Here is a 26,865-nt window from a genome sequence, read left to right as displayed (position 1 = left end):
CTCTCCTTGTGCCGCCGCCGGGTGGGATGTCCGCACGATAACGACGTGCTGTACGTCAGTCGTAGTTTTACGTTGTCAGGTCTTCAGGTGACGTAGCACCGCGCCTGATATTCGGCTGGGGCGCTGTTGGTTCTGGGCATAATCGCCCCATCTGGATTGGGCGGCTGTGCGGTCGGCGGGTCCTCAGGTGGGGTCGCTCGTTCGAGAAACCGCAGCAGCTCCACCGGGAACGGAAGTACCAACGTCGAATTCTTCTCGGCAGCAACTTCTACCACGGTTTGCAACAGGCGAAGCTGTAATGCTGCGGGATGCTCAGTCATCGCTTCGGCGGCCTGCGCCAACTTCGCCGATGCTTGGAGTTCGCCATCGGCGGTGATCACTCGTGCCCGCCGCTCTCGTTCGGCCTCAGCCTGTCTGGACATCGAGCGCTTCATCGAATCGGGAAGCACGACATCTTTGATCTCGACCCGGTCGATGTGCACGCCCCATCCAAGGGCCGAACTGTCGATCATCAACTCGAGGCCCTCGTTGAGGCGCTCGCGGTTCGACAACAGGTCGTCGAGGTCACTTTTACCAATGATGGAACGTAGGGACGTCTGAGCGACTTGACCGATAGCGGAGATGTAATCTTGCACATCCACGGCCGCGCGTACGGGGTCAGAAACGTTGAAGTAGACCACAGCGTCCACTCGGACGGTGACGTTGTCACGGGTGATCCCATCCTGGGCCGGCACCGGCATGGTGACGATCTGCATGCTCACCTTCTCCAGGCGGTCAACAATGGGAATCAGCGTGATGAGGCCAGGAGCACGAACGTCAGGCATCACTCTGCCGAGTCGAAACACGACCCCCTGCTCGTACTGCTTGATTACGCGCACGCTCGTCGCCGCCAACAACGCGGCGAGGCCGCCTATCGCGGCGAGTGCATACAGAAGTATTGCGATCATTGCCAACTCCTACCTAGTCAGTGGCGTCCCTGTTCGGACCTGGGGAGCCGCAGCAGCCAGGTAACGAGGATTACGCGACCGGCGGCGGCGCGCGCCGCCTGACGGTCGCCCGTCGTAGTACCTGTCAACCGGTCAGCACTTCAACGTGACAGGTACATCGTAACACGATAGAAATTAGTTACGACCTACCTGGCGGTAGGTGGGGTGGGCTGCTGAGCGAACGACGAATGCGCCGTGTAACGAGTTGTTTTGAGTCTCGACCCATCTAGACGGCGCGGAATGCTAGCCCCCGAGCTGTATCGTGTAACGATGGAAGTGAGGTGACTGTGAGTGAAATGATGACCCCTGACGACGATGCTTTTAGGGATGGTGAGCACGACCCAGAGCCGCTATCGAAGCGGGAGTTTGAGGCGCTGGCGCGCTTCCGTTTTGGCATCCGGCGCTACTTGCGGTTCAGTGAGGAAGCGGTTCGGGCTCATGGAATTGCGCCTCAGCAGTACCAGATGATGTTGGCGCTCAAGGGTTACCCCGATCGGGAATGGGCGAGCATAGCTGAGCTGTCCGATCGCTTGCAGCTGCGTCATCACAGTGTGGTGGAACTGGTGAACCGGGCGCAGAAGCAGCAGCTTGTGGAGCGGGCAGTTCATCCGGACGACGCCCGCATGGTGCGGGTCGAGCTCACTGAACAAGGCCAACGGATTTTGGCACGTCTGAGTGCGATGCATCGAGACGAACTCAAACACCTCGGGTCGATGCTGACGTTGCCGACCTGGGACGACCGTGGGCGGTAAGTGAGACATGTCGCTACAGCGAGGTCGGTCACTGTGCATGGTTGGGAACGTTCCGGTCTGGAGTTCTGTAGTGGAAGGCTGACGATGACATCGACCGAGAATTGCGGGAACGTCCTTGCGGATCTGCCCATTCCGATCGTCGGCGCGCCCATGGCCGGCGGGCCTACAACAGTCGATCTGGTGACCGCAGTCTCCGGCGCTGGCGCGTTGGGCTTCCTCGCGGGGGCAACGATCAGTCCCGCGGCGATACGCTACGCCGTCGCCGGGGTCCGCGATCAGGGAGTGGAGCGGTTCGGCGTGAATGTTTTTGTCCCCGAACCAAGCTTCACACCTGACTACGCTGCCCTGCGTGCCTATCGTCATCGCTTGAGCCCTGTAGCCGCCGCTCTGGGAGCGCAGGTGCCCGACGTGGTGGACGGCGTCAGCGACTATGCGGCCAAAGTCGACGTCCTCGTTGACTCACGGGTGCCGTGGTTGTCTTTTACCTTCGGACTTCCCCGTCTCGTCGACGTGGCCCGCCTCAAGGAGGTGCACACGCAGGTGGTGGTGACCGTCACCTCGCCGCACGACGCGCGCGACGCGGCAGATCGAGGAGCTGACTACCTCGTAGTGCAAGGACCCTTGGCGGGCGGACATCGGTCAACATTTTCCGTGGGTACGGAACCGCCCGACATCGAACTGCGCGTGCTCCTCGACAAAGTGTCACAGGTGACGAGTCTGCCGCTGATTGCCGCCGGGGGAGTCTCAACCGGCGCCGACGTCGCACAATTGCTCAACGCAGGTGCTTCAGCGGTCGCCGTCGGAACCCTGCTGTTGCGCTGTCCCGAAGCTGGGACCCATCCCGTTCGTCGCGACGCTTTGGCCGACCCCCGGTTCACTACAACGGTAGTGACGAGGGCGTTTTCCGGCCGACCAGCACGAGGGCTGTCGAATCTCTTCCACCGCGAGTTCAATCGTTACGCACCCGCGGCCTACCCAGAGGTCAACACGATGACCGGACCGCTACGAGAGGCAGCGATGCACGCCGCCAATGCAGACATGACCAATGTGTGGGCCGGTGCGGGCTATCGATCAGCCCGCGCCGACCCCGCCGCCGACGTCATCAAGCGACTGTGGGACGAGGCGCAACGCCACCTCGCCAATCCTGGCAGCTGACCTGCCACGACGCGCACCAGCAGGCTTCTGGAATCAGGTCGGCGCACGACTGTGGACGATGTAGCCAAATGTATTGCTTTATGCAAGACTTGCTCTATGCAAGAGAAGATTCGTTCCGCACCCGTTACCGAAGGCGACCTCGATGTATTCGAAGTGGCTACTCGCGACCTTGTCGGTGTCGCGCTGCGCAGCCTCACCGCGATCAACGATGTGCTCACTTTGCCGCAGTTTCGATTGATGCTCGTCTTGCACGAGCAGCGCGCGCTTCCCTCCACCCACGTGGCCCAAGCTCTGGGATTGGCGGGTTCTTCTGTGACCAGGATGGCTGACAAGCTCTGCGCAGCAGGCTACGTCGAGCGCGGGAATGAGCCTTCGCACCGGAGTGTGGTGACGTTGAGCTTGACTACCCGCGGTCATGCTGTGGTGCGCGAGGCTGTCGCTGATCGACGGCGTGAACTGGCGCAGTTGCTCGACCGGCTGGACCCCCAGACACGCGCAGCGTGCGTCGCCGGGCTGCGTGAGTTGCATGTCCACGCCGGCGACGAGTACACCATCGGTACGCAGAGCCCGGTGCCGCTATGACTACAGGAGCGACTCCTCGAGCGCGTCCCAGAACAGTCCGCACTCGCAGTGAGGGGCAGTGGGCTCATGGATATCGTGAGCCGCTGAACTTCACCGAACGGTTCAAACGCGACAGCGACGGCCTCGATGTTCGCGATCGCATCATCGGCGTGTATGCGCGCAACGGGTTCGCCTCGATTGATCCGTCGGATCTGCGTGGCCGTTTTCGGTGGTACGGCCTGTACACCCAGCGACGCCCAGGGATCGAGGGAGGCAGGACAGCCAAGCTCGACGCCGAGGACCTCGAGGACAGCTACTTCATGCTTCGGGTTCGCATCGCCGGCGGTCAACTGTCGACCGCCCAACTGCGGGTCATCGGTGAACTGTCGAGGCAGTACGCCCGAAACACTGCCGACATCACCAACCGGCAGAACATTCAGTTCCATTGGGTACGTATTGAAGACGTCCCGGCGATCTGGGAACAGTTGGAGTCGGTGGGGCTTTCGACCATCGAAGCCTGCGGGGACACGCCCCGGAACATGCTCGGCTGCCCGGTTGCCGGCATCGCTGCCGACGAGGTGATCGACGGCACACCATCGCTCAACGCACTGGCCCCGTTCGTCGGCGACCCCGCCTTCTCCAATTTGCCGCGTAAGTACAAGACCGCCATCTCCGGATGTTCCCGGCACTGCACCATTCACGAGATCAACGATGTCGCGTTTGTAGGAGTTCTTGGGCCAGAGGGGCAACGAGGGTTTGATCTGTGGGTGGGCGGGGGCCTGTCCACCAACCCCATGTATGCCCAGCGGCTCGGAGTGTTTGTCCCGCCAGAGCAAGTACCTGCAGTCTGGGTGGGCGTCACGTCCTTGTTCCGTGACTACGGTTACCGTCGCGCACGGGCCAAAGCGCGCCTGAAGTTCCTGCTCGCGGACTGGGGAACCGAGAAGTTCCGCACCGTTCTGCAGGAGGAATTCCTTGGGTTCACTCTTGTGGAAGGGCCGGCAGCTGCACCGCCCAGCACCCTGCGGCGCGACCATGTCGGTATATACCCGCAAAAAGACGGCCGGTTCTACGTGGGTGTGACACCGAGCGTGGGACGCACATCAGGCGAGATGTTGACGCGAGTTGGTGAGCTGGCAGAACGCTACGGCTCCCAGCGGGTACGCACCACGATCGACCAAAAACTAATCATTCTCGACGTACCAGAAGCACACACCACTCCACTTGCCGAGGAGCTCGAAAAGCTGGGACTGTCGGCTGATCCCAGCGTCTTTCGCCGGCACACCATGGCGTGCACCGGTATCGAGTTCTGCAAACTCGCGATCGTCAACACCAAAGACCGCGCGAAACAGATCATCGCTGAACTCGAACGTCGGCTACCTGACTTTGAGGTACCGGTCACCATCAATGTCAACGGGTGTCCCAACTCCTGTGCCCGAATACAGACCGCCGACATCGGCCTGCGGGGGCAGATCATCACCACCGATACCGGTCAGCACGTCGAGGGGTTCCAGGTGCAACTGGGAGGCGGGCTGTCGGCCGACGTCGGCTTCGGCCGGAAAGTGCGCGGCCTCAAAGTGGCTGCCGACGACCTGCCTGATTATATCGAACACCTTCTCCAGACGTATCAAACGAATTGCCTGCCTGCCGAGACTTTCGCTGGATGGGTTCGGCGGGTGGACGAATCGACTCTTACCCCGGCACCGCGATGACGTCACACCACATGGTCAACCCGGACATGGAATTCTTCTACTGCCCCTATTGCGGCGAACAGGATCTCTACCCTCGTGAGGACCGGGGGTGGGAATGTCACCAGTGTCAACGTGCTTTCACCCTCACATTGACAGCAACCCGACTGACCGACCGGCCACACACTATTGCGCCGCCCACCCGCCAGGAGTCCTCTCTGCCATGACATCGACGCGAACGTACGACTCGGAGCTGCTGACCACGGTGGCGCAGCGGGTCATCGTCGGAGACGGCGCGATGGGAACCATGCTGCAAAACGCCGACTTGTCTGTGGACGACTTCGCTGGTCTCGACGGTTGCAACGAAATCCTCAACGACACCAGACCGGACGTCCTTTCCGCCATACACCGGGCCTACTTCGAAGCCGGTGCGGACGCAGTAGAAACGAATACCTTCGGTTGCAATCTATCGAATCTCGGGGACTACGGGATCGGTGATCGCATTCGTGAACTCTCGCGTAAAGGCACCGAAATCGCCCGCTTCGCAGCTGATGAATGTACTTCGGCCACTGATGCGAGCCCCCGCTTCGTGTTGGGCTCGATGGGGCCGGGCACGAAACTGCCCAGCCTGGGTCACACCACGTTCGCGGTCTTGCGTGATGCCTACATCGAGTGCGCCTTGGGAATGATCGAGGCCGGCGCCGATGCGCTGCTCATCGAAACATCGCAGGACCTACTCCAAGTCAAAGCGGCGGTACTTGGTGCTCGGCACGCGATGGCGTCGTTGGGCCGCCACATCCCGGTCATCACCCATGTCACTGTCGAGACCACCGGCACCATGCTCCTGGGCAGCGACATCGGCGCAGCATTGGCAGCGATCGAGCCGCTAGGTGTAGACCTGGTCGGATTGAACTGCGCTACCGGGCCCGCAGAGATGAGTGAACATCTGCGGTACCTGTCCACCCACTCCGGCGTCCCAGTGTCCGTCATGCCCAACGCCGGACTCCCCACGCTCGGCCCCGATGGGGCGCTCTACCCGCTGGGCCCGGAAGAACTCGCCCACGCACTGCAAGGATTTGTCCGCGACTACGGACTGTCGCTGGTCGGTGGGTGCTGCGGCACCACGCCCGAGCACATCAAGCACGTCTGCCAAGCACTGCGCGCGGTGACTCGGCCATCGCGCACGATCGAACACGAACCCGGAGTATCGTCGTTGTACACGGCAGTGCCCTTCCACCAAGATTCCACTTTTCTGGTGATCGGGGAACGCACCAATTCCAATGGATCCAAAGCCTTTCGCGAGGCGATGATCGCCGAAAACTACCAGCAGTGCCTCGCTATAGCGAAGGAGCAAACCCGCGACGGTGCACACATGCTCGATCTCAACGTCGACTACGTCGGACGCGACGGCGCCAAGGACATGTCCGCATTAGCCAGCCGTTTGGCCACCAGTTCGACGCTGCCGATCATGCTCGACTCGACTGAACCTGCAGTACTGCAAGCTGGGCTGGAGGCACTCGGCGGTCGATGTGTGGTTAATTCTGTGAACTACGAAGACGGAGACGGCCCGCAATCACGATTCCAGCGCATCATGGCGCTGGTGTCACAGCATGGCGCTGCCGTCGTGGCACTGACCATCGACGAGCAAGGACAAGCACGCACCGCGACGGGGAAAGTCGCAATCGCTCAACGGCTGATCGCTGATATAACGACCAACTGGGATGTGGCTGAAGAAGACATCATCATCGACACGTTGACATTTCCGGTATCCACCGGACAGGAGGAAGTGCGCCGCGACGCTATCGAGACCATCGAAGCCGTCCGAGAGCTGAAGCAACGTCACCCCAAAGTGCACTTCACCCTAGGGGTTTCGAACGTCTCCTTTGGTCTCAATCCCGCTGCACGGCAAGTGTTGAACTCGGTGTTCCTCCATGAATGTGTACAAGCCGGCCTCGACACGGCGATCGTGCACGCCTCTAAAATTCTGCCCATCGCGCGGATCCCCGACGAGCATCGAACCATTGCTTTGGACGTGGTCTACGACCGTCGACGCGACGGCTACGATCCTCTGCAAGAGCTGATGGCACTGTTCGAGGGTGTCTCAGCGGCCTCCGCTCGTGAAAGCCGCGCACAAGAGCTTGCTCAACTGCCGTTATTCGACCGTCTCGAGCGACGCATCGTCGACGGCGAACGCGAAGGCCTGAGCAGCGATCTCGATGCCGCTATGGAGCGCACGCCGCCACTGGCAATCATCAACGACACCCTGCTATCGGGCATGAAGACAGTCGGCGAACTCTTCGGCTCGGGTCAGATGCAACTACCGTTCGTGCTGCAGTCTGCCGAAGTGATGAAAGTCGCTGTCTCACATCTAGAACCGCATATGGAGGCAGCTGACGCCGACGGTAAGGGACGCATCGTGCTCGCGACCGTCAAAGGCGACGTCCACGACATCGGCAAGAATCTCGTCGACATCATCCTGTCGAACAACGGCTACGACGTAGTCAACCTCGGCATCAAGCAACCCATCACCTCAATCCTCGACGCCGCCGAAGGCGAACGGGCCGATGTCATCGGTATGTCCGGGTTGTTGGTCAAATCCACCGTTGTCATGAAAGACAATCTGCACGAGATCACCGCGCGAGGTCTCGCCGAAAGGTATCCGGTATTGCTCGGTGGAGCCGCACTGACGCGCGCATTCGTTGAAACCGATCTCGCCGTCACCTACCCCGGCCAGGTCCACTATGCCCGCGACGCGTTCGAAGGTCTACGACTGATGGACGACATCATGGCCACCAAACGTGGGCACGGCCCGCCACCGAACAGCCCCGAGGCGGACGCTGCCGCAGCGAAACTCGCTGAACGTAAGGCCCGCCACGAACGTTCACAACGCATCGCACTGCAGCGCAAGGCCACCGAGATACCTGTAGAGGTGCCAATTCGGTCCGACGTGAAGGACGATCACCCCGTCCCGACCCCACCGTTCTGGGGAACCCGCATCGCCGCCGGCGTGCCCGTCACCGACTACCTCGAACTCCTCGACGAGCGTGCACTGTTCTTAGGTCAGTGGGGGCTGCGCGGGACGCGCGGCGCCACCGGCCCCAGCTACGACGACCTGGTCGAATCCGAAGGACGACCACGGCTACGCCAATGGATCGAACGCCTCACCACCGAAGGCATCATCCAACACGCAAAGGTGGTCTACGGATACTTCCCGGCGATCAGCGACGGCGATACCGTCCACGTCTTGGAGCATCCATCCCCAACAGCGAAAACCCGAGTCACCTTCCAGTTTCCGCGGCAGCAGCGAAGTCGGTTCCTGTGCATTGCAGACTTCATTCGATCGCGCCGCAGTGCGCTCGCCAACGGTCAGGTCGATGTCTTGCCCATGCAGTTGGTCACGATGGGCCAACCCATCGCCGACTATGCCGCACAGTTGTTCGCCGACAACGCATACCGCGACTATCTGGAAGTCCACGGCATCGGGGTGCAACTGACCGAGGCGCTCGCAGAATTCTGGCACCAGCGGGTCCGCGCAGAACTAAACTTCGGCGGACGAACCGCGGGTGCCGACGATCCCGACACACCACAGGGATTCTTCGACCTCGACTATCGGGGCGCACGTTACGCCTTCGGTTACGGAGCCTGCCCCAATCTCGACGATCGCACCAAGCTGGTCGCACTGCTCGACGCACAGCGCATCGGGGTCCACCTGTCTGAGGAATTACAGCTACATCCCGAGCAGTCGACCGATGCTTTTGTCCTTCATCACCCCGAAGCGAAGTACTTCAACACCTGACCTAGTGGAGGTACTCGATGTATCCAGAATTTGAGGAACGCTCGAGTCAATTACCTATCGTAGTCGGCGTGGACGGCTCGTCGGCATCGCGACAAGCACTATTGTGGGCTGCGCACGAGTCCCGGCGACGGCGAACCCGGTTGATGCTTGTACCGACCACACGACCACCCGTCCTCTATTACGGCAACGGAATGGGAGTCTGGGCCTCGATAGACGTCGATACTTTCCGCACAGACGAGTGCCAAGCACTGTTGGACGAAGCACTAACGGTTGCCGCCGACGTCACCAAGGGCGCAGTGGCAGCAGAGATCACGAACAATCAGCCCACAGTTCAGCCCGTCGTAGACCTCATCGAACGATCACACCGGGCGCAAATGATCGTCCTCGGGGCTCACGGCCCGGGCAAGCACGTGGGCGCTCTTGCTCGATCAGTAGCCGCTCACTCACCATGTCCGGTAGTGATACTTCACCACAGCCCGAAACATCAAATACCCGCGACTGGCCCGGTAGTCCTTGGCATCAATGACGCCACCACGAGTGCGCCGACGGTGGAAGCGGCGTTCGAGGAGGCGTCGTTGCGGTGCGTGGATCTCGTGGTGATTCACCGATGGAGCACCGACGCGACGGAGGCCTGCGACGATTCTGTGCTCGAGTGGGCGCTCGAACTCGAGGAGTACACCGCTTTGTCCGAGGAGCTCAAGCCCTGGCAACAACGTTTCCCCAGTGTCACGGTGCGTTTAGGAGTCGTACGAACCTCAGCCCGCCGTGCCCTGGTTGAAGCAGCAAGCGACGCTCAGTTGGTCGTCGTCGGCCGCCGGGATACGACGTGGCTCGGGGCCTTGCGCCCCACCACGGCAACGGCACTGCTGCGACGACTCGAATGCCCGCTGATGATCGTGCACCACAGCTGACGCGACGCACACCGAAACGGTGACAAATACATCAACATCACCGCTGACGGCCAGCGAGAAAAATCGCACTGATGATACCGAGAGGCTAGCTATGAACGAGAAAGTGTTCCACATTGCATTCGCCGACGACTGGGAGGGTGCGCAACGCTTCGGCGAGTACGAAGTGTCCACTCGCGGCAAGACCCTCGACGATGTCGGATACATCCACGCCACCACAGAGGACAAAATATGTCAGACCGCCAGCACCGTCTATCAGGACGCCGGCCTGCCCCTGGTCGCCCTCGCCATCGACTGTCAGGCACTGCGCGCCGCCGGAGGCAGCATCGCCTGGGACGACAACGAGCAGCAGGCCGATCCCCATGCCCAACGTCCCCGAATCATGGGTCCGTTACCCGTTGACTCCGACGTTGTAGAGCCCCACACGCTGGTGGAAACATCCCCGGGCGAGTGGATACTGGGCTGACCGGCGACCTGCACTGTAGTGCTGAGTCTGTTGCGGTGAAAGCGCCTATTCGCAGGTATCCGCACGTGACCAGACCCCTGACGTGGCAAATTCGCCGCTGACACGATCACGCACGATTACCGAAACGCGCACACCGTCGCGGTTCGTAGAGAACCGATGCGAGAGAACTGGTTTCGCCATACTCCTCGGCAAACGGATTCGCCGAAACGAACGCACATATGTCTCCGCTCACATAATTGGTATTTCAGATGCAAATTCAAGTAACTTCGCAGTGTGCAACTCACTCGATTCACCGACGTCGGGCTTCGCGTCGTCATGCGCCTTGCGGTGGATGATAGCGAGGACCGGCCGGGCACTCGCCAGATCGCTGCAGAGCTCTCGGTGTCGTACGCGCATACGGCAAAGGTCATATCCAGGCTCAGCGAGCTCGGCATCGTGGATGCCCAACGCGGACGCAGCGGTGGGCTCGCTATCACCGAGTTGGGTCGAGTCGCTTCAATCGGGTGGATCGCGCGTCGCCTCGAAGGTGATGGTGAGGTCGTCGACTGTGACGGCGCGCAGCCTTGCCCGCTCCGCAGTGGATGCCTGTTGCGGTCTGCGCTTCGCGGTGCCCAGGAGTCCTTCTTCGAGTCCTTGGACACCGTCACAGTCGAGGACCTCACGCGTAGTCCTACACGCGGCGTATTGCTGTCGCTTCCGCGATTTGGTGGTAGTGATCCTCAGATTCCCTCAAAGACAGGAGATTGAAATGCTCTCGGCCACTTCAACGGAACTCATACGGGCGACTCTACCGGCGGTCGGCGCGGCCATCGACGAGATAACGACCCTCTTCTACCGGAACCTATTCACTGCCGAACCCGACCTCGAACGAAATCTCTTCAATCGCGGCAACCAAAAGCAGGGCGAGCAGCAACGCGCGCTCGCCGGAGCAATCGCAGCATTCGCTGCGCTGCAACTCGAACCAGATCAAGTACGGGTGGACCGGATCCTTTCTCGGATCGCCCACAAACATGCTTCATTGGGTATCGAGCCCACCCAGTACGAGGTCGTACATACACACCTGTTCGCAGCCATTGTCGAGGTGCTGGGCGAAGCCATCACGCCACCGGTGGCAGCGGCATGGGACGAGGTCTACTGGCTGATGGCGGAGACGTTGATCGCGATGGAGGCCGGACTCTACCAGCGGGCCGGCGTCGCTGTGGGGGATGTCTGGCGAGACGTCCGCGTCCGCGATCGACGGCACGAATCACCCGATACACTGTCGTTTGTTCTTGCGTCCCTGGACGGCTCTGCTCTACCGAGATTCACACCGGGGCAGTACCTGTCGGTGGGAGTGCTTCTTGCCGACGGCGCGCGTCAGATACGGCAGTACAGCCTCTCGTCGGCACCGTCTAGTTCCGACTGGCGCATCACTGTTAAGCGAATCGCCGGTCAATTGGACGGCGAGCGAGTGGCAACCCCGGCCGGCGAGGTTTCGAACTATATGCATGACAACGTTTTCGAGGGTGATGTTCTCAGTGTCACCACACCCTTCGGTGATCTCACTCTGCAACCGGACAATTCTCCCATCTTGCTCGCCTCGGCGGGTATCGGTTGCACGCCCATGATCGGAATGCTGCGTCATCTGGCAGAGACAAGTGATAGCCGACCCATTTCGGTGCTTCATGCCGACCGATCGCCGAATAGTCATGCCCATCGGGTGGAGCTGACGCAGCTGGTCGAGAAGTTGCCCACGGCCGTCATGCACCGGTGGTACGAGGATCTGGGTGGTCGTGTTCCGGAGTCCGGCCTGCAGGCGGGTCGCGCCGACTTGGACAACGTAACGATCACAAAAGGCACCCACGCTTACCTATGTGGTCCGCTGCCGTTCATGTTGGGTCTGCGGTCAGCTCTTCTCGAGAAGGATGTCGCGGACGAGAACATTCACTTCGAGGTTTTCGGACCCGACAATTGGACGAACGGAAAGGCCGACGAACTGACGCCGGTTGCTGGCTGACCCATATTCGCACCCCGGGAGTGTGATCGGCCCGCGGTTCGGCCGTAAACCTGGTGCGAGAGCTGTGCGTATGCCACCATTAACGCAATGGGTCCGATTGAATTGGAACGAACTTACGACAAGCGATCGATCAAGAAGACCTCGCCAACCTTCTTGATAGATCGGCTGTGGCCTCGGGGGATTGCGAAATCCGATCTCGACGTCGACGCCTGGGTCAAAGCCGTGGCACCGAGTCCAGAACTTCGGTCCTGGTTCGGCCACCGGGCAGACCGCTTCGTTGAATTCCGTCAGCAATATCTCGCTGAGCTCGATGCCAACCCGACACCGGCAGAGCCGATTATTCAGGCGGCGACGGTCAGCTCCATTGTGTTGCTGTATTCAGCCAAAGACGACGTACACAACCACGCAGTAGTGTTCCGCGACTGGTTACTGGGTGATCGGTGATACACAGCTCATACCACCTAGATCCCTCCGGCATGGGGGTGGGCGGTGGTGGATGATGTCGTGCAGACCCTGGTCCGTTGGTCCGATTCAGGCGGGATATGGCGTGTCGTGGCGAAGAACTCGTCCGCGGTGACATTGACCTTACTCACCTGCGACGGTGGGGAGGAAATGCAGCAGATTCACTCATGCGACCCGGAAGTTGTTGCGTGGATTGGGAATCGCAGCTCCAGCGAAGACTAGAACCATCAATCCCTCAGGTCGGGCAAGTCCGGTGTGAACGCGGTTCCGGCGTGATCACTCGTACGCGTCCACGCTCGAAGGTCATCGGCGTGGGAGTATTGCCGCGGCAGTTCTACCGGGGCCTGCGCCATCGTGAAGGCTGACTACCCGCCAGGTCAGGTGACGGCGCGGATCGACACTTCGGCCGGGCAGTCGTACTTCAACCACAACGGGATCGAGTCCAACGTCAGCAGCTCGAACAGTCTTACTCCACTCGTACAGAACAAAGGACACTCCATGATGAAGCGCTCGTTGGAAGCACTTGCCCGCGAACAACTCGAGAAGGCGACATCGGCCACGAGCGGACGCGCCGCGCACACGGTGTACGGCGGTCACGAACACGTCCTGCGTCAGACGCTGATCGCGCTGACGGCGGGCCAAGAATTGAGTGAGCACGAGAATCCAGGCGAAGCGACAGTGCAGGTCCTCTTTGGGCGAGTGCAGCTCCGAGCAGGGCCCGACTCGTGGGAGGGCCGTCGCGGCGATCTTCTCATAGTGCCGCAGCTACCGCACTCCTTGGAATCCATCGAAGATTCTGTAGTGCTCATGACCGTGGCGAAACTTCCCTGACTATCGATAACCATTCTCGGGCTCGGTGAGCTGCATACGGCGTCTGATCCAGTATTGTCAGACTTCTGAGACTGACTGACACCTAGCCAGCCACGAACAATGTTGTGTTCACAAACGGCCTCTGTCAGTGATCGCTCCAGCACGTGGATTGCTCAGCCGACAATGGTCTGTCGTGCGCGCGACATGTCGACTCGAGTGCCGCGCATCGGGGTTCGCTCCTGGGCCAGCAGCAGCGGCGCTTGCCCGTCGTGGCAGCGTGCAGGGGTTCCGTCGCTGTAGACAACACGCCACCAGGGCATTCCTTGTGCTGCGATGAGGGCCATTGCACGGCCGACCTGCCGGGGGCCGAGTCCAACAAGTACGCCGATGTCGCCGTAGGACATCACGTGTCCTGATTCGATGGCGAAGACAACCTCGCATACCTCGTCGAGGCGCAAGTTCGTCGTGCTGGGCGCTACGCTGCCGACCGGCACACGCCCACGCACACGTTCGGTGATCACCTGCCCACGTTAGCTCAGGCAGTGCGCTTGACGGGCGTCCTGGAATGACTCTGTGATGCTCACCTGCGACTCGCTCACCGTGTGACGCGCCAATGCGGCAATCAGGTCTGTCTGGGTAACGATCCCAACAATGATGTCGTCGTCAAGAATCGGAACTGCATCGCAGTCGCTGGCGGCGAGCAACGGTAGCAGCGCAGCCACAGGTGTTCGCACTGAAGCCGTCGGCGACCCCACATCCATGATGTCCGCAGCGCATACTGCTGACCGTTCACGGGCATTCCCTCGTCGGAACAGGGTATCGAGCCTGCCTTTGATCGATGACTCTCGAAGTCGGACAAGCAGATGAATTTGGAAGACCACGCCCGCCAAGCGGTCTGCCGGGTGTACCACTGGCAGACAGGTGAACTCGTGGCGGTGAAATAGATCGACCAATTCGTTGACCGATGCCGTTGGTCTAACCGTCACCAGGTCCGTGGACATGATGTCGCCGGCAACGATGGGTTCGGTTCGGTGCCCGGCCGCTTGTATTTCGGCGGCACCTACCAATCGTGCAAGATCGGCTACGCCGAGATTCAGTGATTGCTCATACCGAGCCAGGATGTCGTGCAACTCACTTTCCGTGAGACCTATCCGCTCCACCGCCGCCGGAGCAGACTCAAACTGACGAAGTGGATAGTGATGTCGTGTTATTCGTCCGTAGATCGCGGCGACGATCACGAGTAAGAGAGTGCCGACGGCAACAGGAACAAGAGCAAACAAAAAACCGAACGAATGTCCAGCCTCGGGTGCTAGAGCAACGGTCATGGCAACTGCCCCAGCAGGCGGATGAACGGCCCGAAGCGTCAGCATCACCGCCACCGTCACCGCAACGGCGACGCACACCCGGGCAATCGAACTAGCCATCAGTGGCGTGACGGTAATACCCACGAGTGCCGCAGATGTGTTACCGACAACAACGGGCCACGGTTGCGCTAACGGGCTGCTCGGCGCGGCAAATAGCAGCACAGCGGTCGCACCAAAGGGCGCAACCAGGTACAGCGCGGCATCGACATGGGCGCTAACAACGAAGAACGTCAGACCCGTCAGTCCAAGGCCAACCGCCGCGCCGACGCTGGCACGCACAACCTCGACAGATGATCCCGGCGCGCCGACGGGGCGCAACGTGCGGAGAGCCGTGTAGAGCCTGCGGTACCCGGGATGAGGCACCGGCCGGCCCTGTCCAATTACCAACGTCTATCCAGGTTGATCCGCACCCGACGAAGACTATGCGACGCTGACCACGCCACGGAAAAGCCCCCGAGGGCGCCGGGTACGGGCGTTGACTGTTAAGGCGGTCGCGCGCACATCCGTCGCGACGTCAGTCGCCAGCGGAGGGTGACGGTGGCGGCGACAATTTCGTGCACTGCGAGGACGATGTCGGCGCGCTGCGGGGCCGTGCAGCGACATTCGTCAGTGAGTCACGGGGTGAAGTGGTGGCGGAAGACGGCGGCACTGGCGGCGTCGGCGGGTACCTCGTGCAGGGTGAACCCGCAGTCTGCGGCGCTGCGCCGGATCTGGGGTGTGGGGGCCATAGGCGGTAGCTACCCACCGCCGAACGGTTCTAAGGGTAGGGCGCGCTCACGCCATGTCGGCGATCGCCTGATCCAGGGTGGGGTAGAGGGTGAAAGTCTGATCGAGACCGACCAGGTGCAAGGGTCGCGAGGTGGCCGGCCCGTCTGCGACGACTCCGAACAGCCCGGTCGGGGCGATCGCCTCGTAGGCGGTCACCAGAGCGGTCATACCTGCAGAGGCCAGGAACTCGGTCGTCGACAGGTCGATGATCACACCGCGTGGGGCGCCGGTGAGGGCGTCATTGATTGACTCGGACAGCTGGGGTGCGGTGAGGGCGTCCACGGCGCCCTGCACGGTGAGAATGACTAACTCGCTATGCGCGACGGTCACCACGGTGAGAGCGGCACTGCCGACGGTGTCTGCGCTGTCGTCGGCAATGAACGCTTTGTTGTTTCTCTCCACTGGCACCGGGCGATCCCCTTTCGACGAACAGCAGCGAACTCGCACCTGTCGGGCGGCGAGCGTCGGTCCCGATCAGGGCGGCGGCATCATCTCTACCGGCATATCATCCTGTCACAATCTGTCCCGTGTGCATCCACGAAAGCTGTCCCGATTCCGTCTTTGAGGGTGCGTGTGCCGGATCCGCACGAGGGCACCCAGAGCGCGTGCTTGCGTGTTGCACAACATCGCTAATGCGCCCGGCAGTCGAGCGTCGCGCTCAAAATCGGTCGGCGAGCTTGCGCCGCACAGGTGGCGTGCGCGATGCCATCACCCCGCCAGCCAGCTCTCCTATGTCATCACCGTTGTAATGGGCGATGAGCAACAGCAATTGACCTGACTGTCGACGATCCCGGCGCCACATATGACGGCTGGCCAAGAAGCGTTCACCAACATCGAGCCGGTGCGGCGTACGCGGGCTAGGAATGGCTTGGCCCGGAAGTGGGTTAGTCCTTCTGCGTCGGGCATGCATCGACCGCGACGTTGATAGTGAGGGTTCCTGCCCGTTCGAATTGGAACGCCACGGGGACTGACTTTCCCGGTTGCAGGGTGTTTTTTACCCCGTGAAGGGTGACGTGGAAGGGTTCGTCGGGCGCAGCCGTTTCGTTGGTGTTCTCGACCGGTTGACCGGCAGCGATCGAGCTTTGGGGCTCCATGGCGAGAACACTGTCGGGTGCGGTGATTGTGACGTCAGCGGCTGCGGGTGTTGAAATCCTCTGCAGCGTTTCGGTGATGGTCGAGCTGTTGTTGGTGGCAGTGAAACTCAAGTCCGCGGGCGCATTGGTTTGTAGGGCACACGACTGATCGAAAGCCGGGACGATGTAGGCATTGTCGATTGAGGTGTCGGCGGGTTCTGCAGTGTTGTCCGACTGATTTTCGCTGCACCCCGACAGTGCAATTGCTAGTGCAGTGACGGCAGCGGCAACAGCTGGTCGAGCAAAATGGGTGCTCATATGACCGAGTTTAGAACGCCGTGCACAGCACGTGCCGGACTCTTACGATATGCACCGGCAACTTTCAGCCGGCACCAAGGCGCCCTCTACCGCGGCGCGGCGTCACACTCAGCACGTCCTCGCCGTGGTGTGTGGCCGGGGCGAGCCAGCGCCGGGACGCGTGACTATTGCGCAATGACACGACGGTGCAGGCCGCTCACGGTCAAAGCCGAACCCGCATCTGATTTGTGCACACGGCACTTCCCCGTCTCACCGGTGCAGGCGTGTACCACCGCATGTGCCCACAGCTACGTCATGGCGACGACATAAGTGTCATAGCAAGTGATTACGTCAAGCGAGCATGGCTACGCGCTGGGTGAGGTCGCATCGAGGACTCGGTGAACCGATTGCCAAATGGCATCGACGTGACGGAATGGCGCCGCGCCCGCCGCTCCCGCCGCGAGCACGCGGTCTCGCCCGGCCCGCAACTGTTGCGCTTGTGCAAGATAGTCTGCACGATAAGGGTATGGCGAGAGGCGAGGTATCGACTGGTTCGGCCGCGACGGCATCGTTTGATGCGCAGGTGGATGCGGTGTTGTCGGCGTCGAGGGCCTTGGTTGGGATTGCTGCAACGTCGATCGCTGATATCGAAGGAATCGTGACCATTGGCCAGTTGCGGGTGTTGATGTTGCTGGCCACGCGCGATGAGGTCAATCTTGCGGCGGTGGCGCGCGAACTTGATGTCAATCCGTCGAACGCCAGCCGTACCGTGGATCGGTTGCACAAAGCGGGCCTGATCGATCGCTACGACTCTCCCACGGACCGCCGCCATCTGGCGCTGACCCTGACCGACGCCGGGTCAGCCCTGGTGCAGGGGGTCAACGGCCGGCGACGCGCGGCCGTCGAGTCGATCTTGCACACCATGACGCCCAGTGCCCGACAGAGTTTGGCGGCGTCGTTGCGCAAGTTCGCGGCCGCCGCCGGCGAGCCCGCCGAAGGGGGAGCGGCCGCACTGCTGTGGCCACCCATCACGTAGGACCTGACACGTCCGCTGCCCCACCCATTGCGCTGCCGCAAGCATTGCGAGTAAGCAGGAGAGGTAGGAAAGCCGTTCACGGCGGATGTGGGAGGGCGCAGGATGCATCACAATCCCGGCACTGCGCAGCCGTGGGGTACCCGAACCCCGTACGGTTCCGGCCAGCCGTGGCCGGCGCGGGTAGATATGTTCTTGGCCGACGGGATCGGGGAGCAGGATGTTGACCGGTGGGTGCGGTCGGCGTCGGTGTTGCACTCCAACGGCGACGGGTTCGACATCGCGGTCAAAGATGATCAGATCGTCGGGGTACGCGGCCGGGAACAGGATCGGGTCAATCACGGACGCCTTGGTCCCAAGGACTTGTTCGGGTGGCAGGCCAACAGTTCTCCAGATCGTTTGACGCAGCCGCTGGTCCGGGTCGACGGCGTGCTTGTCGAGACGGACTGGGACACCGCCATGGACCGGATCGTCGAGCACACCCGCCACCTTCTCGATGACCAAGGTCCCAGCGCCATCGGCTTTTACACCAGTGGCCAATTGTTCTTGGAGGAGTACTACACCCTAGGGGTCATCGCGCATGGGGCTATCGGCACCAACCATGTGGACGGCAATACCCGGCTGTGCACTGCTACCGCCGCCGAAGCCCTCAAAGAATCCTTTGCCAGCGACGGACAACCCGGCTCGTATGCCGACATCGACCACGCCGATGTCATCGCGCTGTACGGCCACAACGTGGCCGAGACGCAAACCGTGCTGTGGACCCGCATGCTGGACCGCCTCGCCGGACCGAACCCGCCGAAACTGCTGTGCGTGGACCCCCGCCTGACCGAGGTGGCCCGGCACGCCACGGTGCACTTGGCGCCGCTGCCGGGAACGAACATGGCCTTGATGAACGCACTGCTCCACGACATCATCGCCCAGGGATGGATCGACGAGCAGTACCTGGCTGCTCATACTGTCGGATTCGCTGACCTCAAGGCCTGTGTCGCCGAGTATCCACCGGAGCGTGCCGCCGACATCTGCGGACTTGATGCCGCCGAAATTCGCGCTGCAGCACGGCTTCTGGGCACTGCGGAGAAGTTGTTGTCCACTGTGCTGCAAGGGTTTTATCAATCCCACCAAGCCACAGCAGCGGCGGTGCAGGTCAACAATGTGCACCTGGTGCGGGGAATGCTCGGTGCGCCCGGATGCGGTGTGCTGCAGATGAACGGTCAGCCCACCGCGCAGAACACCCGAGAATGCGGTGCCGACGGTGACCTGGCAGGGTTTCGGAACTGGTCCAACGATGAACACATCGAACAGTTGTCGCGGTTGTGGAACATCGACTCCGGGCAGATTCCGCATTACGCTCCGCCCACGCATGCCATGCAGATGTTTCGGTACGCCGAGCAGGGCTCGATCCGTATGTTGTGGATCAGCGCCACCAATCCGGCCGTGTCGATGCCTGAGTTGGCACGTATCCGGGCCATCCTCGGCCAAGAGCGGCTCTTCGTCGTGGCCCAGGACATCTTCCCCACCGAAACCACCGAGCTCGCCGATGTGGTGTTGCCCGCTGCGGCCTGGGCAGAAAAGACCGGCACCTTCACCAACGTCGATCGCACCGTGCACCTGTCGGACAAGGCCGTCGAACCGCCCGGGCAGGCGCGACCGGATCTCGACATCTTCCTCGACTTCGCTCGCCGCATGAACTTCCGGGACAACGACGGACAGCAACTGCCGCCGTGGACGGACGCCGAATCAGCCTTCGAGGCGTGGAAGAAGTGCAGCGCCGGACGGCCGTGTGACTACAGCGCCATGAGCTACGACATGCTCCGCACGCGTGATGGCGTGCAGTGGCCCTGCACTTCCGACGCCCCGGAAGGAACCGAACGCCTCTACGCGGGTGGCTTTTTTTTACAGCGCGCCCGACTATTGCGAGAGTTACGGCAAAGACCTGGTCACCGGCGCCCCCGTCGAACCCACCGACTACCGGGCGCTCAACCCCGACGCCAAAGCGATCATCAAAGCGGCACACTATGCCCGGCCTCACGAAGTTCCCGACGCCGACCACCCACTGGTCTTGACCACCGGACGTACCCTGTTCCATTTCCACACCCGCACCAAAACCGCACGAGCTCCGCAACTGCAGCACGCCGCCCCGTCGCCGTGGGTGGAAGTGTCGGCCGCCGACGCTGCCCGGTACGACATCTCCGAAGGGGATCTGGTGGAGGTGTTCACCCCACGCTCGTCCATTCGTGTGCATGTCCGGGTCAGTGGCACCCGCCCAGGAGTGGTGTTCGTGCCCTTCCACTACGGGTATTGGGACACCGGCAACCCACAAACTCAGCATGAGCGGGCCGCCAATGAACTCACCCTCACCGACTGGGATCCGGCCTCGAAGCAACCCTTGTTCAAGACCGCCGCCGCCGGGATCCGCAAAATCTCGACGGGGTCAGCGCCCTCTGCGGCGCCGACCAACACCGCCTCAGCCCCCGTCGACCCCGCAGCAGCCCCGGCAACAGTGGGCGCAGCCGCGGCCACCAGCCTCGACCGGGTGGTGCAGCGATGAGTCACCTGACGATGGCTCTGACCGAGCTGCACCGCTCCGAAATCGGCCTGGCCCGACTGCTTCGCGCGGTGGCTGCCCGCCATCGGGTCGAACACGAAATCCACCATGTAGCTCTCGATCTCGCACACTGGTCCGACGACCACATCGAGCAACTCAGCGACGCTGGAGCAGAGTACGGACTAACCCTCAAGCGACCATCATCAACAGTTGATCTCGCTCACACCGTGACCGACTCAGTGCAGCAACGGCTCAGTGAGGCACTCGGGCGCCGGCCCGAACCAGCCCTGCTGCTCCTCGTGGATCTACGGCACCTGTACCGCACTACAGCCGGGGTCTCGTTGGATTGGGAACTGCTCGCCCAAGGCACGCAAGCCATGAAAAATACTCACCTGCTCGACCTGGCCGAAGGCTGCCACCCCGAGTCGCTACGTCAGATGCAGTGGGCCAACGCGATGGTCAAAACCCTGTCCCCGCAAGTGCTCGCCACCTAACTCCTGGCTGCGTTCTTGTGGGCAAGGGGGACTGCCCAGAAGCACAATGGCACGGCGCGCTCGATGCGGAGCAAAAATCACACCGGCAGCTGCCCCAGACTTTTGGTGGTCCGATGCGGAAAGTTCGGATTGTGAGAAGTCGTCCGATTCTTCGGAGGTCCTTGTACCCGGAGGGGTTGAGGTAGTTCAGGTGCGGGGGCTTATGTCTGCGACTGTGTGGGGGCACGCGTTGACTGCAACGTCGACGGTAATGGGGCCTGCATGATCGAAGTGAAATGTCACCGGCACTGACGTGCCGGGATACACCATGTCCTTGAGTCCCCGCAAGTCCACGGTAAGAGTGTTTTCGGGTGCGCCGGGGGCTGCGAGGTTTTGAATTGGTTGCCCAGCAGCGATAGACGTTCGCGGTTCGATTCGAAATGTCCGGGTGGCAGCAGTGATCGACACCCCGTGCGCGGCTTCAGTCGAAATTCGTCGCAGCGTCTCGATGGTCGTCGAGCTGTTGTTGATTGCCGTGAAACTCAAATGTGCGGGTGCATCGATCTGCAGAACACAAGAGCTGTCGTAGGCCGGGGCAATGGAGGTGTTTTCGACGGACGTGTCAATGGATGCTGCGTTGCTGGCCGTTTCGCCTGTACTGCATCCTGTGAGCGCGACGCCGCACGCGGCGAGGGTTGAAACCGTTAGCCGTGCGTGGTGGTCTCTCATATCTTTCCAGGATAGACAGCGATCATGCACGAGTGCCGAGTTCTTACGCTATGCACGAATAACTCTCAGACTCGATGCTCGGTGTCGGCAGGCCTGTGCGCTGCGGCCCCCTCCAGGTAGTGAACACCTCTCGACGGATCCAGGGATCCCGCTAGCTCGGTGTCAGCTACCTGGGGGAATCTCGTATTTCTATAGAGGGTTTTAGGGCTCCAAGACGCGGTGCAGGCGATCGCATCAACACCGATTGTTTGGTCAACATGCTGTCTGGCGGTAGGCGTCTCGCTCTGCGTAAATCAGCTGCTGCCGAACATTCCCGGGGTGATACAGACTGATCCGGTACACGGGGCGGGGGGCGGGGTCGTCTGTGTGATGGCCGTTATCGCGAGGAGATAGCCAGCGTTGCCGTTGTAGCTGAAAAGGGGAGCTGGGAGCGTGGTGGTCTCGGAGTCGGTGGGTAGCGAATAGATGTCCCGCAGTGTTGTGATGTAGAGAGTGTTGCCGGCGGAGGTCAGCCCACGGATACCTGAAATATTTCGTGCCGTGACGACGGGGGCAGAACTACCGTCGATGGGAACCGAGAAGACGGACCCCAGGTGGTCGCCTTCGACCGAGTAGTAGAGCGTGTTTCCGATGACGGTGAGACCTGTTATTTCGTCCCTTCCGTCAAACACGATTGTTCGCGGGTTGCTGCTGCCATCGATCGGGACGGAGTAGATCGAGGCGCTGTTGTCCGAGGCGTAGTAGAGCGTGCTTCCGGCCGAGGTTATTGCTCCGGGTCCATTGAGCCCACCAACAACGGTCGTGGGGGAGGAGCTGCCATCTGCTGGCGCGGAGACGATTGATCCGAGTTGCAGGTCAGCGATATAGAGGGTGTTCCCGACAGCGGTGATGCCCGTGGGGAAATCCAGGTCGCGGATGATGGTGACAGATTCAGTGCTGCCGTCGGCTGGGACAGCGACGACGGTTCCGGCGTTCCGCTCACCCGCAGGCCCGTCGGCGATGTAGAGGGTGTCGCCAATCGCTGTTACCGCCCGCGGCGTAGGTGTTCCTAGGGCGGAGGTCGCCGGTGCGCCGCCGGCCGCGGGTACCGCCACGACTTCATGTCTATTGCGTTCCAGCGAATAGCCCACGGCGTATAGGGTGCTCACCGACGGTGCAGGGGCAGCGACGGCGTAGTGAGGGATACCGAGTGATCCGGCTGCAAGGAGCAAGCCCGTCAGTGCCGTAACGAGTATTCGGCTGTGGCGCCGGGCCGGCGAGGGCTCAATCTGAGGGCGAAGCGTGGCGCGGCTACCGGTTCCGGTTTTCATAGGGCTTTCCGTGGTGGCGGGATTGTTGATCGTGCTCAGTATGCGCATTGGCAGCAGTGCTTGAAGACGCTTCGTCGAAATGGGGTGGTGCCCAGATTGAGTACGCCTTTCGGGTCCACACTTCCCTTTCTGGGCAGGCCGCCCAACCGGGTGCAGTCCCGATCATCGTTTCATCGCGAGCTGGCCCGCGGCGCGAGCCTGTCATCGGCGGTCGGCCCCCGACACTTTGCGGTGATGGAACGAGAGAGTGTGGTGAAGGGTCGCGCGGGCCGGTAGGCCGCGCGCACCGGCCCTTGACGGGTATCGAGCCACTGGGCGGCGTGAGACCCGTCGCCGTCACAGAGGCCCTGCCTGAGCGTGCGCGTCGGGGCTCTGTAGCCAGCTGTCGCGCTGCAGACTTACAACGCCCGCTCACGTGATCTGGTGTGTGCCAGAGACTCTGTGGCAGCGGCACTGGTGAACTCGGCGAGTTCGATAATGGCCGGCCGCGACTCGGGCAGTGATCATCGGATCCAGTTGTCGAACATGGCGTCGTCGATTTTGAGGTCGATGGGTACGCCGTCGTGGCGGGCCCGAGTCTGTAGGAGTCGAGGCGGGGGAGGCAGCAGGTCGCGGATGCCGATGAACGCCATCAGCGGCGCGGGCCCGGTAAGGTCCGCGTCGACGGGCCGGTCCGGGCCGGGCCGCAACATCGTGCACGTCGGTGCCAGCGGCGTATAAGTGCGAAGCCCTTAGACCCCAGTTCGGGGGCTAGTGGCGCGATCCGCATCGAGTCGGCGTGGTCGGTGGCCAGGTGCAGGGCCAGGGTCCCGCCGGCTCCGTCACCGATCACCGCCCGGCAATGGGGCCCGGTGCAATACATTGGCTATCAGCCCCCACACGCCGCACGTGCAGTGTCCCGGGGCAGCAGATGCGTGAGGTGGACAGCCGCGGGTTCCGTCGTTCGTGCTGCCTCCGCTGCATATCCGGTTGATGTCAAAGGGCGTCAGGCCGTTCATTCTCGACGAGTCGCTGGGCGATGTCGGCGATGCGGATGTTGGAGTCTTGGGACAGTTGGCGTAGGAGTTCGAAGGCTTGGATGGGGCCGGGTTGTAGCGTTCCATGATCATGCCTTTGGCTTGGCCGATGGTGTCGCGGGAGGCCAGAGCGCTGCGGAAGTGTTCACCACGTGAGACTGCTGCCCAGACATGGCGGCGTGGGCGGCGAAGATGTAGCCCAGGTCGCGGTCGTGCTGGCTGAACCCGTCGGGGTTCTCGGCGTAGAGGTTGAGGGCGCCGACGGTGTCGTGGGTGCTGAACAGTTGGTAGGACGCGATCGACTGAATGGGGGTGAGGGCGCGGGCGTCTGAACACGTCAGGCGACGCTGGTCGGGTGCGTCTGAACAGCGGCGCCCCGACTGCGTGGCGCCGGAAAAGCCTGGCGGCAGTTTCTGTGGCGGGCGCATTCGCCGCGTTGGCTATCGGGGCGCCGTCAGCGTCGGCTGCGCCGCTGCCTGCCGAATGCGTGGAATCAACCCCGGGTGGATCAGTCACCTGCACCTACACCACAGTTGGTGAGAACGTGTTGACGTTGCCTGCGGGCGTCACCGCCATCACCGCCACCGGCGGCACCGGTGGCAATGGCAATTTCGCTCGCCTTGGTGGTGTGGGCGCGGTCGTGACCGCCACCATCCCGGTCTCACAGTCCACCGTGTACGCGGTAGTCGGTGGCAACGCAACGGGCGCCACCGGCGGGGCCAATGGCGGCGGCGCCGGTGGTGTGAGCGGCGGAGGCGGCGGCGCTGGCATCAACTCCGCCGGCGGCAACGCCGGCAGCGCACCCGACGCTACTGGCAGCAACCTCGCGCAGGTCGGCCAGCCCGGCACCGCCACCGCTGGCGGAGCCGGCGGCACCTTCGCCCAGGCACCGGGTGAAGCCGGCAGCCTCGGGCAGGGCGGCACCGCCGGTGCACGCTTCCCCGCAACAGGCACGCTACGCACAGGTGGAGGCGGCGGCGGCCTGTACGGCGGCGGCGGCGGATCATTCGCCAACGGCGGCGGCGGCGGATCATCACTCGATCCCGACGGCGGCGACCCCGTCCTAGCAGCCCGCGGCACCCCGCCCTCGGTGACCATCACCTACACACCGCCAGCCGCTCCCCCCACCACCCCATACAACAACGGGGGCATCTTCTGTATCACCGCCGGAGCGTTCGGCAGCAGCTCCGGTTCGGCCGGAAGCAGCTAAACACCGGGTAGCCAACGTCGCTCTCAAATACGTCAGGACGACCAGTCGCATAGTCGACAGCGACCCCAACCATGATCTCCGATCGCGGTGGGGTCGTCTGCTGTGCATGGCACGGTTAGTCCGGCGGTACGCCGTGGCGTCGCCGCTCACCAAACTTCGTGACACACACCGTGTACCGATGGGTCTGGACTAGGGGAGGCAGACGCTGCCGAAGCATGCGGGCTCTGGTTCTGGTTCTGGTTCTGGTTCGACTGTCGTGACACCTACCACTGGGTGTCCTGTTCCTGCCCAGCCGGAGTAGTCCAGCGTTGCTTGGGTGCCCCAGAAGAACGGCCCAGGCGTCAAGTTTTCAAAAGCGGCGTTGTCGGCGACCCCTTCGGCGACGCATTCAAAGTGAAGGTCGTAGTCACCGGGCGGAAGAGTCACTGTCTGAGCATCGGTGGCCCCCGGAGTTGCAAGTACCGCGCTGCGGACGGTTCCAGGGATGGCCTGCGCTCCTCCCGGTGTTGGGATCACTCCGTCGGGAAATAGTCCGTAGTTGCAGCCCACGGGTGCGAAGCTGGCCGGAATGTTGTTTGTGAGCGTTACGATTATGGTTTCCCCGTTCGCGCTTGCGTTGGCAATCACGTGGCTAACGTCGGGAACGTAGGGGGCCGCGGTTGCGACTCCAGTCCCAAATCCCGCAGATGCCAGCACTATGGCGGCGACTACCGCTGCTCTCGTTCTTTTCCGCATTTCTTCTGACCTCATTTTTCTCCCCGACGAACATGCCATCGAGTGTGAACCCCTCAACGCGGTAGCGGGCCGGTTTGCGGAAGATTGCCGATCGCGGATCATCGGCCGGCCGTGCACAAACCTGGCCCACTAGGTGCGGGGCTCGTAAACACCGGATGACTGAACGACGCGTGGGGTGTCGACAGACGGACAGCGTAGGTGACAAAAGAGTCCACGGGGTGCGGAAAAGGGTGGTTCGGGCGCTCTCGCTGCCGCGATGCTCACCGCTGTAGCTGTCGGTGTTGTTGTCCTTGATAATCTCGCTGCGTAGTCTTCCAGCTCGGTCATTGGGGTCAGGATCAAGCGATTGGTCTAGGAGGCGCGGCGGACCCGGGGCGAGTCAGCGGGCGTGGTCGGTGGGTAGATCTGATGTGGAGCTCTCAAGGTGCTCCTGTGTCGGACGACTACCCGGTAGCGGCGGCTGGGGTGAGGATGGTGTCGAGCCAGTCGAAAACGATTCGTTCCCATACCTTCTGACCGAGACCGCCACAGTGGCCGGCCAACCCGCTCGACGCCGGCGGGCTGATGAGTTCTTTGGTGGTGGAGCTGATGGCGTCCAGAAGTGCAGGGCCGCCGCCGCCGACCGGGTCGCCAGCAGATTCGAGAAGTAGTGTCGGACAAGTGATCTGTGACGCCATGTCAAGCATGGTGAACGTCTTGAGTTGGTCGAAGTAGTCGGCGATCGTGGAG

The 26,865-nt window shown here is 62.0% G+C and carries 23 protein-coding genes and 3 pseudogenes; 15 read left to right on the top strand and 11 right to left on the bottom strand.

All coding sequences use genetic code 11. The features are described from left to right. Positions 1 to 83: 83 nt before the first annotated feature. The gene (locus DFR67_RS25495) at positions 84 to 947 is read right to left on the bottom strand and encodes a slipin family protein (RefSeq protein WP_110472282.1); all 864 of its coding nucleotides are present in this window, start codon (positions 945 to 947) and stop codon (positions 84 to 86) included. Between the two features lie 335 nt (positions 948 to 1,282). On the opposite strand from DFR67_RS25495, the gene DFR67_RS25490 reads away from it, so the two are divergent. The 11 genes from DFR67_RS25490 (at position 1,283) to DFR67_RS25430 (ending at position 13,601) form a co-directional block, all read left to right on the top strand. Then, positions 1,283 to 1,738 carry a MarR family winged helix-turn-helix transcriptional regulator gene (locus DFR67_RS25490; protein WP_245938165.1) on the top strand — a complete coding sequence of 152 codons (456 nt, stop codon included), beginning with the start codon at positions 1,283 to 1,285 and terminating at the stop codon, positions 1,736 to 1,738. A gap of 84 nt (positions 1,739 to 1,822) precedes the next feature. Then, a complete protein-coding gene (locus DFR67_RS25485) occupies positions 1,823 to 2,893 on the top strand; it encodes a nitronate monooxygenase (RefSeq protein ID WP_110472281.1) in 1,071 nt (356 codons plus the stop codon). 96 nt (positions 2,894 to 2,989) lie between these two features. Further along, complete coding sequence (locus DFR67_RS25480) at positions 2,990 to 3,475, top strand: MarR family winged helix-turn-helix transcriptional regulator (RefSeq protein ID WP_110472280.1); 486 nt, start codon at positions 2,990 to 2,992, stop codon at positions 3,473 to 3,475. Continuing rightward, positions 3,472 to 5,166, top strand: a complete 1,695-nt coding sequence (locus DFR67_RS25475; RefSeq protein ID WP_110472279.1) for a nitrite/sulfite reductase — start codon at positions 3,472 to 3,474, stop codon at positions 5,164 to 5,166. Before DFR67_RS25480 ends, DFR67_RS25475 begins: the two co-directional genes overlap by 4 nt. A 199-nt stretch (positions 5,167 to 5,365) precedes the next feature. Then, positions 5,366 to 8,938 (top strand): methionine synthase, encoded by a 3,573-nt coding sequence (gene metH, locus DFR67_RS25465; RefSeq protein ID WP_110472277.1) that lies wholly within the window; start codon positions 5,366 to 5,368, stop codon positions 8,936 to 8,938. A 17-nt stretch (positions 8,939 to 8,955) separates the two neighbouring features. Next, positions 8,956 to 9,849, top strand: coding sequence for a universal stress protein (locus tag DFR67_RS25460; RefSeq protein WP_110472276.1), 894 nt, complete (start codon positions 8,956 to 8,958; stop codon positions 9,847 to 9,849). A gap of 91 nt (positions 9,850 to 9,940) precedes the next feature. Then, positions 9,941 to 10,312 carry a DUF952 domain-containing protein gene (locus DFR67_RS25455; protein WP_110472275.1) on the top strand — a complete coding sequence of 124 codons (372 nt, stop codon included), beginning with the start codon at positions 9,941 to 9,943 and terminating at the stop codon, positions 10,310 to 10,312. A gap of 273 nt (positions 10,313 to 10,585) precedes the next feature. Next, on the top strand, positions 10,586 to 11,059 hold the full coding sequence (locus DFR67_RS25450; RefSeq protein ID WP_110472274.1) for an RrF2 family transcriptional regulator: 474 nt from the start codon (positions 10,586 to 10,588) through the stop codon (positions 11,057 to 11,059). A gap of 1 nt (position 11,060) precedes the next feature. After that, a complete protein-coding gene (locus DFR67_RS25445) occupies positions 11,061 to 12,308 on the top strand; it encodes a globin domain-containing protein (protein ID WP_110472273.1) in 1,248 nt (415 codons plus the stop codon). Positions 12,309 to 12,395: 87 nt separating this feature from the next. Next, entirely contained in the window at positions 12,396 to 12,752 is a 357-nt protein-coding gene (locus tag DFR67_RS25440; protein ID WP_110472272.1) for a DUF488 domain-containing protein, read from the top strand. Between the two features lie 516 nt (positions 12,753 to 13,268). Next, positions 13,269 to 13,601, top strand: coding sequence for a cupin domain-containing protein (locus tag DFR67_RS25430; protein WP_110472345.1), 333 nt, complete (start codon positions 13,269 to 13,271; stop codon positions 13,599 to 13,601). Between the two features lie 152 nt (positions 13,602 to 13,753). On the opposite strand, the gene DFR67_RS25425 is transcribed toward DFR67_RS25430, so the two are convergent. From DFR67_RS25425 to DFR67_RS25410, 4 genes are all read right to left on the bottom strand, one after another. After that, a complete protein-coding gene (locus DFR67_RS25425) occupies positions 13,754 to 14,101 on the bottom strand; it encodes an MGMT family protein (RefSeq protein WP_245938160.1) in 348 nt (115 codons plus the stop codon). Positions 14,102 to 14,110: 9 nt separating this feature from the next. Further along, positions 14,111 to 15,307, bottom strand: coding sequence for an HPP family protein (locus DFR67_RS25420; protein ID WP_110472271.1), 1,197 nt, complete (start codon positions 15,305 to 15,307; stop codon positions 14,111 to 14,113). 411 nt (positions 15,308 to 15,718) lie between these two features. Then, a complete protein-coding gene (locus tag DFR67_RS25415) occupies positions 15,719 to 16,120 on the bottom strand; it encodes an STAS domain-containing protein (protein WP_245938158.1) in 402 nt (133 codons plus the stop codon). Positions 16,121 to 16,596: 476 nt separating this feature from the next. Then, on the bottom strand, positions 16,597 to 17,103 hold the full coding sequence (locus tag DFR67_RS25410; RefSeq protein ID WP_110472269.1) for a copper chaperone PCu(A)C: 507 nt from the start codon (positions 17,101 to 17,103) through the stop codon (positions 16,597 to 16,599). Between the two features lie 505 nt (positions 17,104 to 17,608). On the opposite strand from DFR67_RS25410, the gene DFR67_RS25405 reads away from it, so the two are divergent. From DFR67_RS25405 to DFR67_RS25395, 3 genes and pseudogenes are all read left to right on the top strand, one after another. Beyond that, positions 17,609 to 18,118: a MarR family winged helix-turn-helix transcriptional regulator gene (locus DFR67_RS25405; RefSeq protein ID WP_110472268.1), complete on the top strand. Its 510-nt coding sequence runs from the start codon at positions 17,609 to 17,611 to the stop codon at positions 18,116 to 18,118. Between the two features lie 102 nt (positions 18,119 to 18,220). After that, positions 18,221 to 20,666 (top strand): annotated as a pseudogene (locus tag DFR67_RS25400) (molybdopterin oxidoreductase family protein). Further along, positions 20,663 to 21,157 carry a hypothetical protein gene (locus DFR67_RS25395; protein ID WP_110472267.1) on the top strand — a complete coding sequence of 165 codons (495 nt, stop codon included), beginning with the start codon at positions 20,663 to 20,665 and terminating at the stop codon, positions 21,155 to 21,157. The pseudogene DFR67_RS25400 and the gene DFR67_RS25395 overlap by 4 nt, the downstream one beginning before the upstream one ends. A gap of 186 nt (positions 21,158 to 21,343) precedes the next feature. Here the strand turns inward: DFR67_RS25395 and DFR67_RS30330 are convergent, their stop codons facing one another. The 5 genes and pseudogenes from DFR67_RS30330 to DFR67_RS30865 all read right to left on the bottom strand — a co-directional run. Continuing rightward, a complete protein-coding gene (locus DFR67_RS30330; protein ID WP_146240540.1) occupies positions 21,344 to 21,865 on the bottom strand; it encodes a copper chaperone PCu(A)C in 522 nt (173 codons plus the stop codon). A 293-nt stretch (positions 21,866 to 22,158) separates the two neighbouring features. Beyond that, entirely contained in the window at positions 22,159 to 22,959 is an 801-nt protein-coding gene (locus DFR67_RS25390) for an NHL repeat-containing protein (protein WP_110472266.1), read from the bottom strand. 719 nt (positions 22,960 to 23,678) lie between these two features. Further along, positions 23,679 to 23,867 carry a hypothetical protein gene (locus DFR67_RS30325; RefSeq protein ID WP_146240539.1) on the bottom strand — a complete coding sequence of 63 codons (189 nt, stop codon included), beginning with the start codon at positions 23,865 to 23,867 and terminating at the stop codon, positions 23,679 to 23,681. A 283-nt stretch (positions 23,868 to 24,150) separates the two neighbouring features. Further along, positions 24,151 to 24,255, bottom strand: a complete 105-nt coding sequence (locus tag DFR67_RS31630; protein ID WP_110472344.1) for an ANTAR domain-containing protein — start codon at positions 24,253 to 24,255, stop codon at positions 24,151 to 24,153. A gap of 41 nt (positions 24,256 to 24,296) precedes the next feature. Continuing rightward, positions 24,297 to 24,527, bottom strand: a pseudogene (locus tag DFR67_RS30865) (hypothetical protein); the annotation flags it as partial. A 79-nt stretch (positions 24,528 to 24,606) separates the two neighbouring features. Here DFR67_RS30865 and DFR67_RS25380 point away from each other — a divergent pair. Then, complete coding sequence (locus DFR67_RS25380) at positions 24,607 to 25,401, top strand: hypothetical protein (protein ID WP_245938157.1); 795 nt, start codon at positions 24,607 to 24,609, stop codon at positions 25,399 to 25,401. Positions 25,402 to 26,579: 1,178 nt separating this feature from the next. On the opposite strand, the pseudogene DFR67_RS30650 reads toward DFR67_RS25380, so the two are convergent. Next, a pseudogene (locus tag DFR67_RS30650) lies at positions 26,580 to 26,865 on the bottom strand (alpha/beta hydrolase family protein); the annotation flags it as partial.

It is taken from the genome of Williamsia limnetica (genome assembly GCF_003217475.1).
Taxonomy (GTDB): domain Bacteria; phylum Actinomycetota; class Actinomycetes; order Mycobacteriales; family Mycobacteriaceae; genus Williamsia; species Williamsia limnetica.
Note: the sequence above shows the minus strand (reverse complement) of the source record. Positions and strands in the feature narration are given on the sequence as shown.

What these genes read in the sequence shown, in the direction of transcription:
- DFR67_RS25495 (WP_110472282.1), bottom strand. Translation starts at nt 947, where the DNA reads ATGATCGCAATACTTCTGTATGCACTCGCCGCGATAGGCGGCCTCGCC.
- DFR67_RS25490 (WP_245938165.1), top strand. Translation starts at nt 1,283, where the DNA reads ATGATGACCCCTGACGACGATGCTTTTAGGGATGGTGAGCACGACCCA.
- DFR67_RS25485 (WP_110472281.1), top strand. Translation starts at nt 1,823, where the DNA reads ATGACATCGACCGAGAATTGCGGGAACGTCCTTGCGGATCTGCCCATT.
- DFR67_RS25480 (WP_110472280.1), top strand. Translation starts at nt 2,990, where the DNA reads ATGCAAGAGAAGATTCGTTCCGCACCCGTTACCGAAGGCGACCTCGAT.
- DFR67_RS25475 (WP_110472279.1), top strand. Translation starts at nt 3,472, where the DNA reads ATGACTACAGGAGCGACTCCTCGAGCGCGTCCCAGAACAGTCCGCACT.
- metH (WP_110472277.1), top strand. Translation starts at nt 5,366, where the DNA reads ATGACATCGACGCGAACGTACGACTCGGAGCTGCTGACCACGGTGGCG.
- DFR67_RS25460 (WP_110472276.1), top strand. Translation starts at nt 8,956, where the DNA reads ATGTATCCAGAATTTGAGGAACGCTCGAGTCAATTACCTATCGTAGTC.
- DFR67_RS25455 (WP_110472275.1), top strand. Translation starts at nt 9,941, where the DNA reads ATGAACGAGAAAGTGTTCCACATTGCATTCGCCGACGACTGGGAGGGT.
- DFR67_RS25445 (WP_110472273.1), top strand. Translation starts at nt 11,061, where the DNA reads ATGCTCTCGGCCACTTCAACGGAACTCATACGGGCGACTCTACCGGCG.
- DFR67_RS25440 (WP_110472272.1), top strand. Translation starts at nt 12,396, where the DNA reads ATGGGTCCGATTGAATTGGAACGAACTTACGACAAGCGATCGATCAAG.
- DFR67_RS25430 (WP_110472345.1), top strand. Translation starts at nt 13,269, where the DNA reads ATGATGAAGCGCTCGTTGGAAGCACTTGCCCGCGAACAACTCGAGAAG.
- DFR67_RS25410 (WP_110472269.1), bottom strand. Translation starts at nt 17,103, where the DNA reads ATGAGCACCCATTTTGCTCGACCAGCTGTTGCCGCTGCCGTCACTGCA.
- DFR67_RS25405 (WP_110472268.1), top strand. Translation starts at nt 17,609, where the DNA reads ATGGCGAGAGGCGAGGTATCGACTGGTTCGGCCGCGACGGCATCGTTT.
- DFR67_RS25395 (WP_110472267.1), top strand. Translation starts at nt 20,663, where the DNA reads ATGAGTCACCTGACGATGGCTCTGACCGAGCTGCACCGCTCCGAAATC.
- DFR67_RS30330 (WP_146240540.1), bottom strand. Translation starts at nt 21,865, where the DNA reads ATGAGAGACCACCACGCACGGCTAACGGTTTCAACCCTCGCCGCGTGC.
- DFR67_RS30325 (WP_146240539.1), bottom strand. Translation starts at nt 23,867, where the DNA reads ATGTTGCGGCCCGGCCCGGACCGGCCCGTCGACGCGGACCTTACCGGG.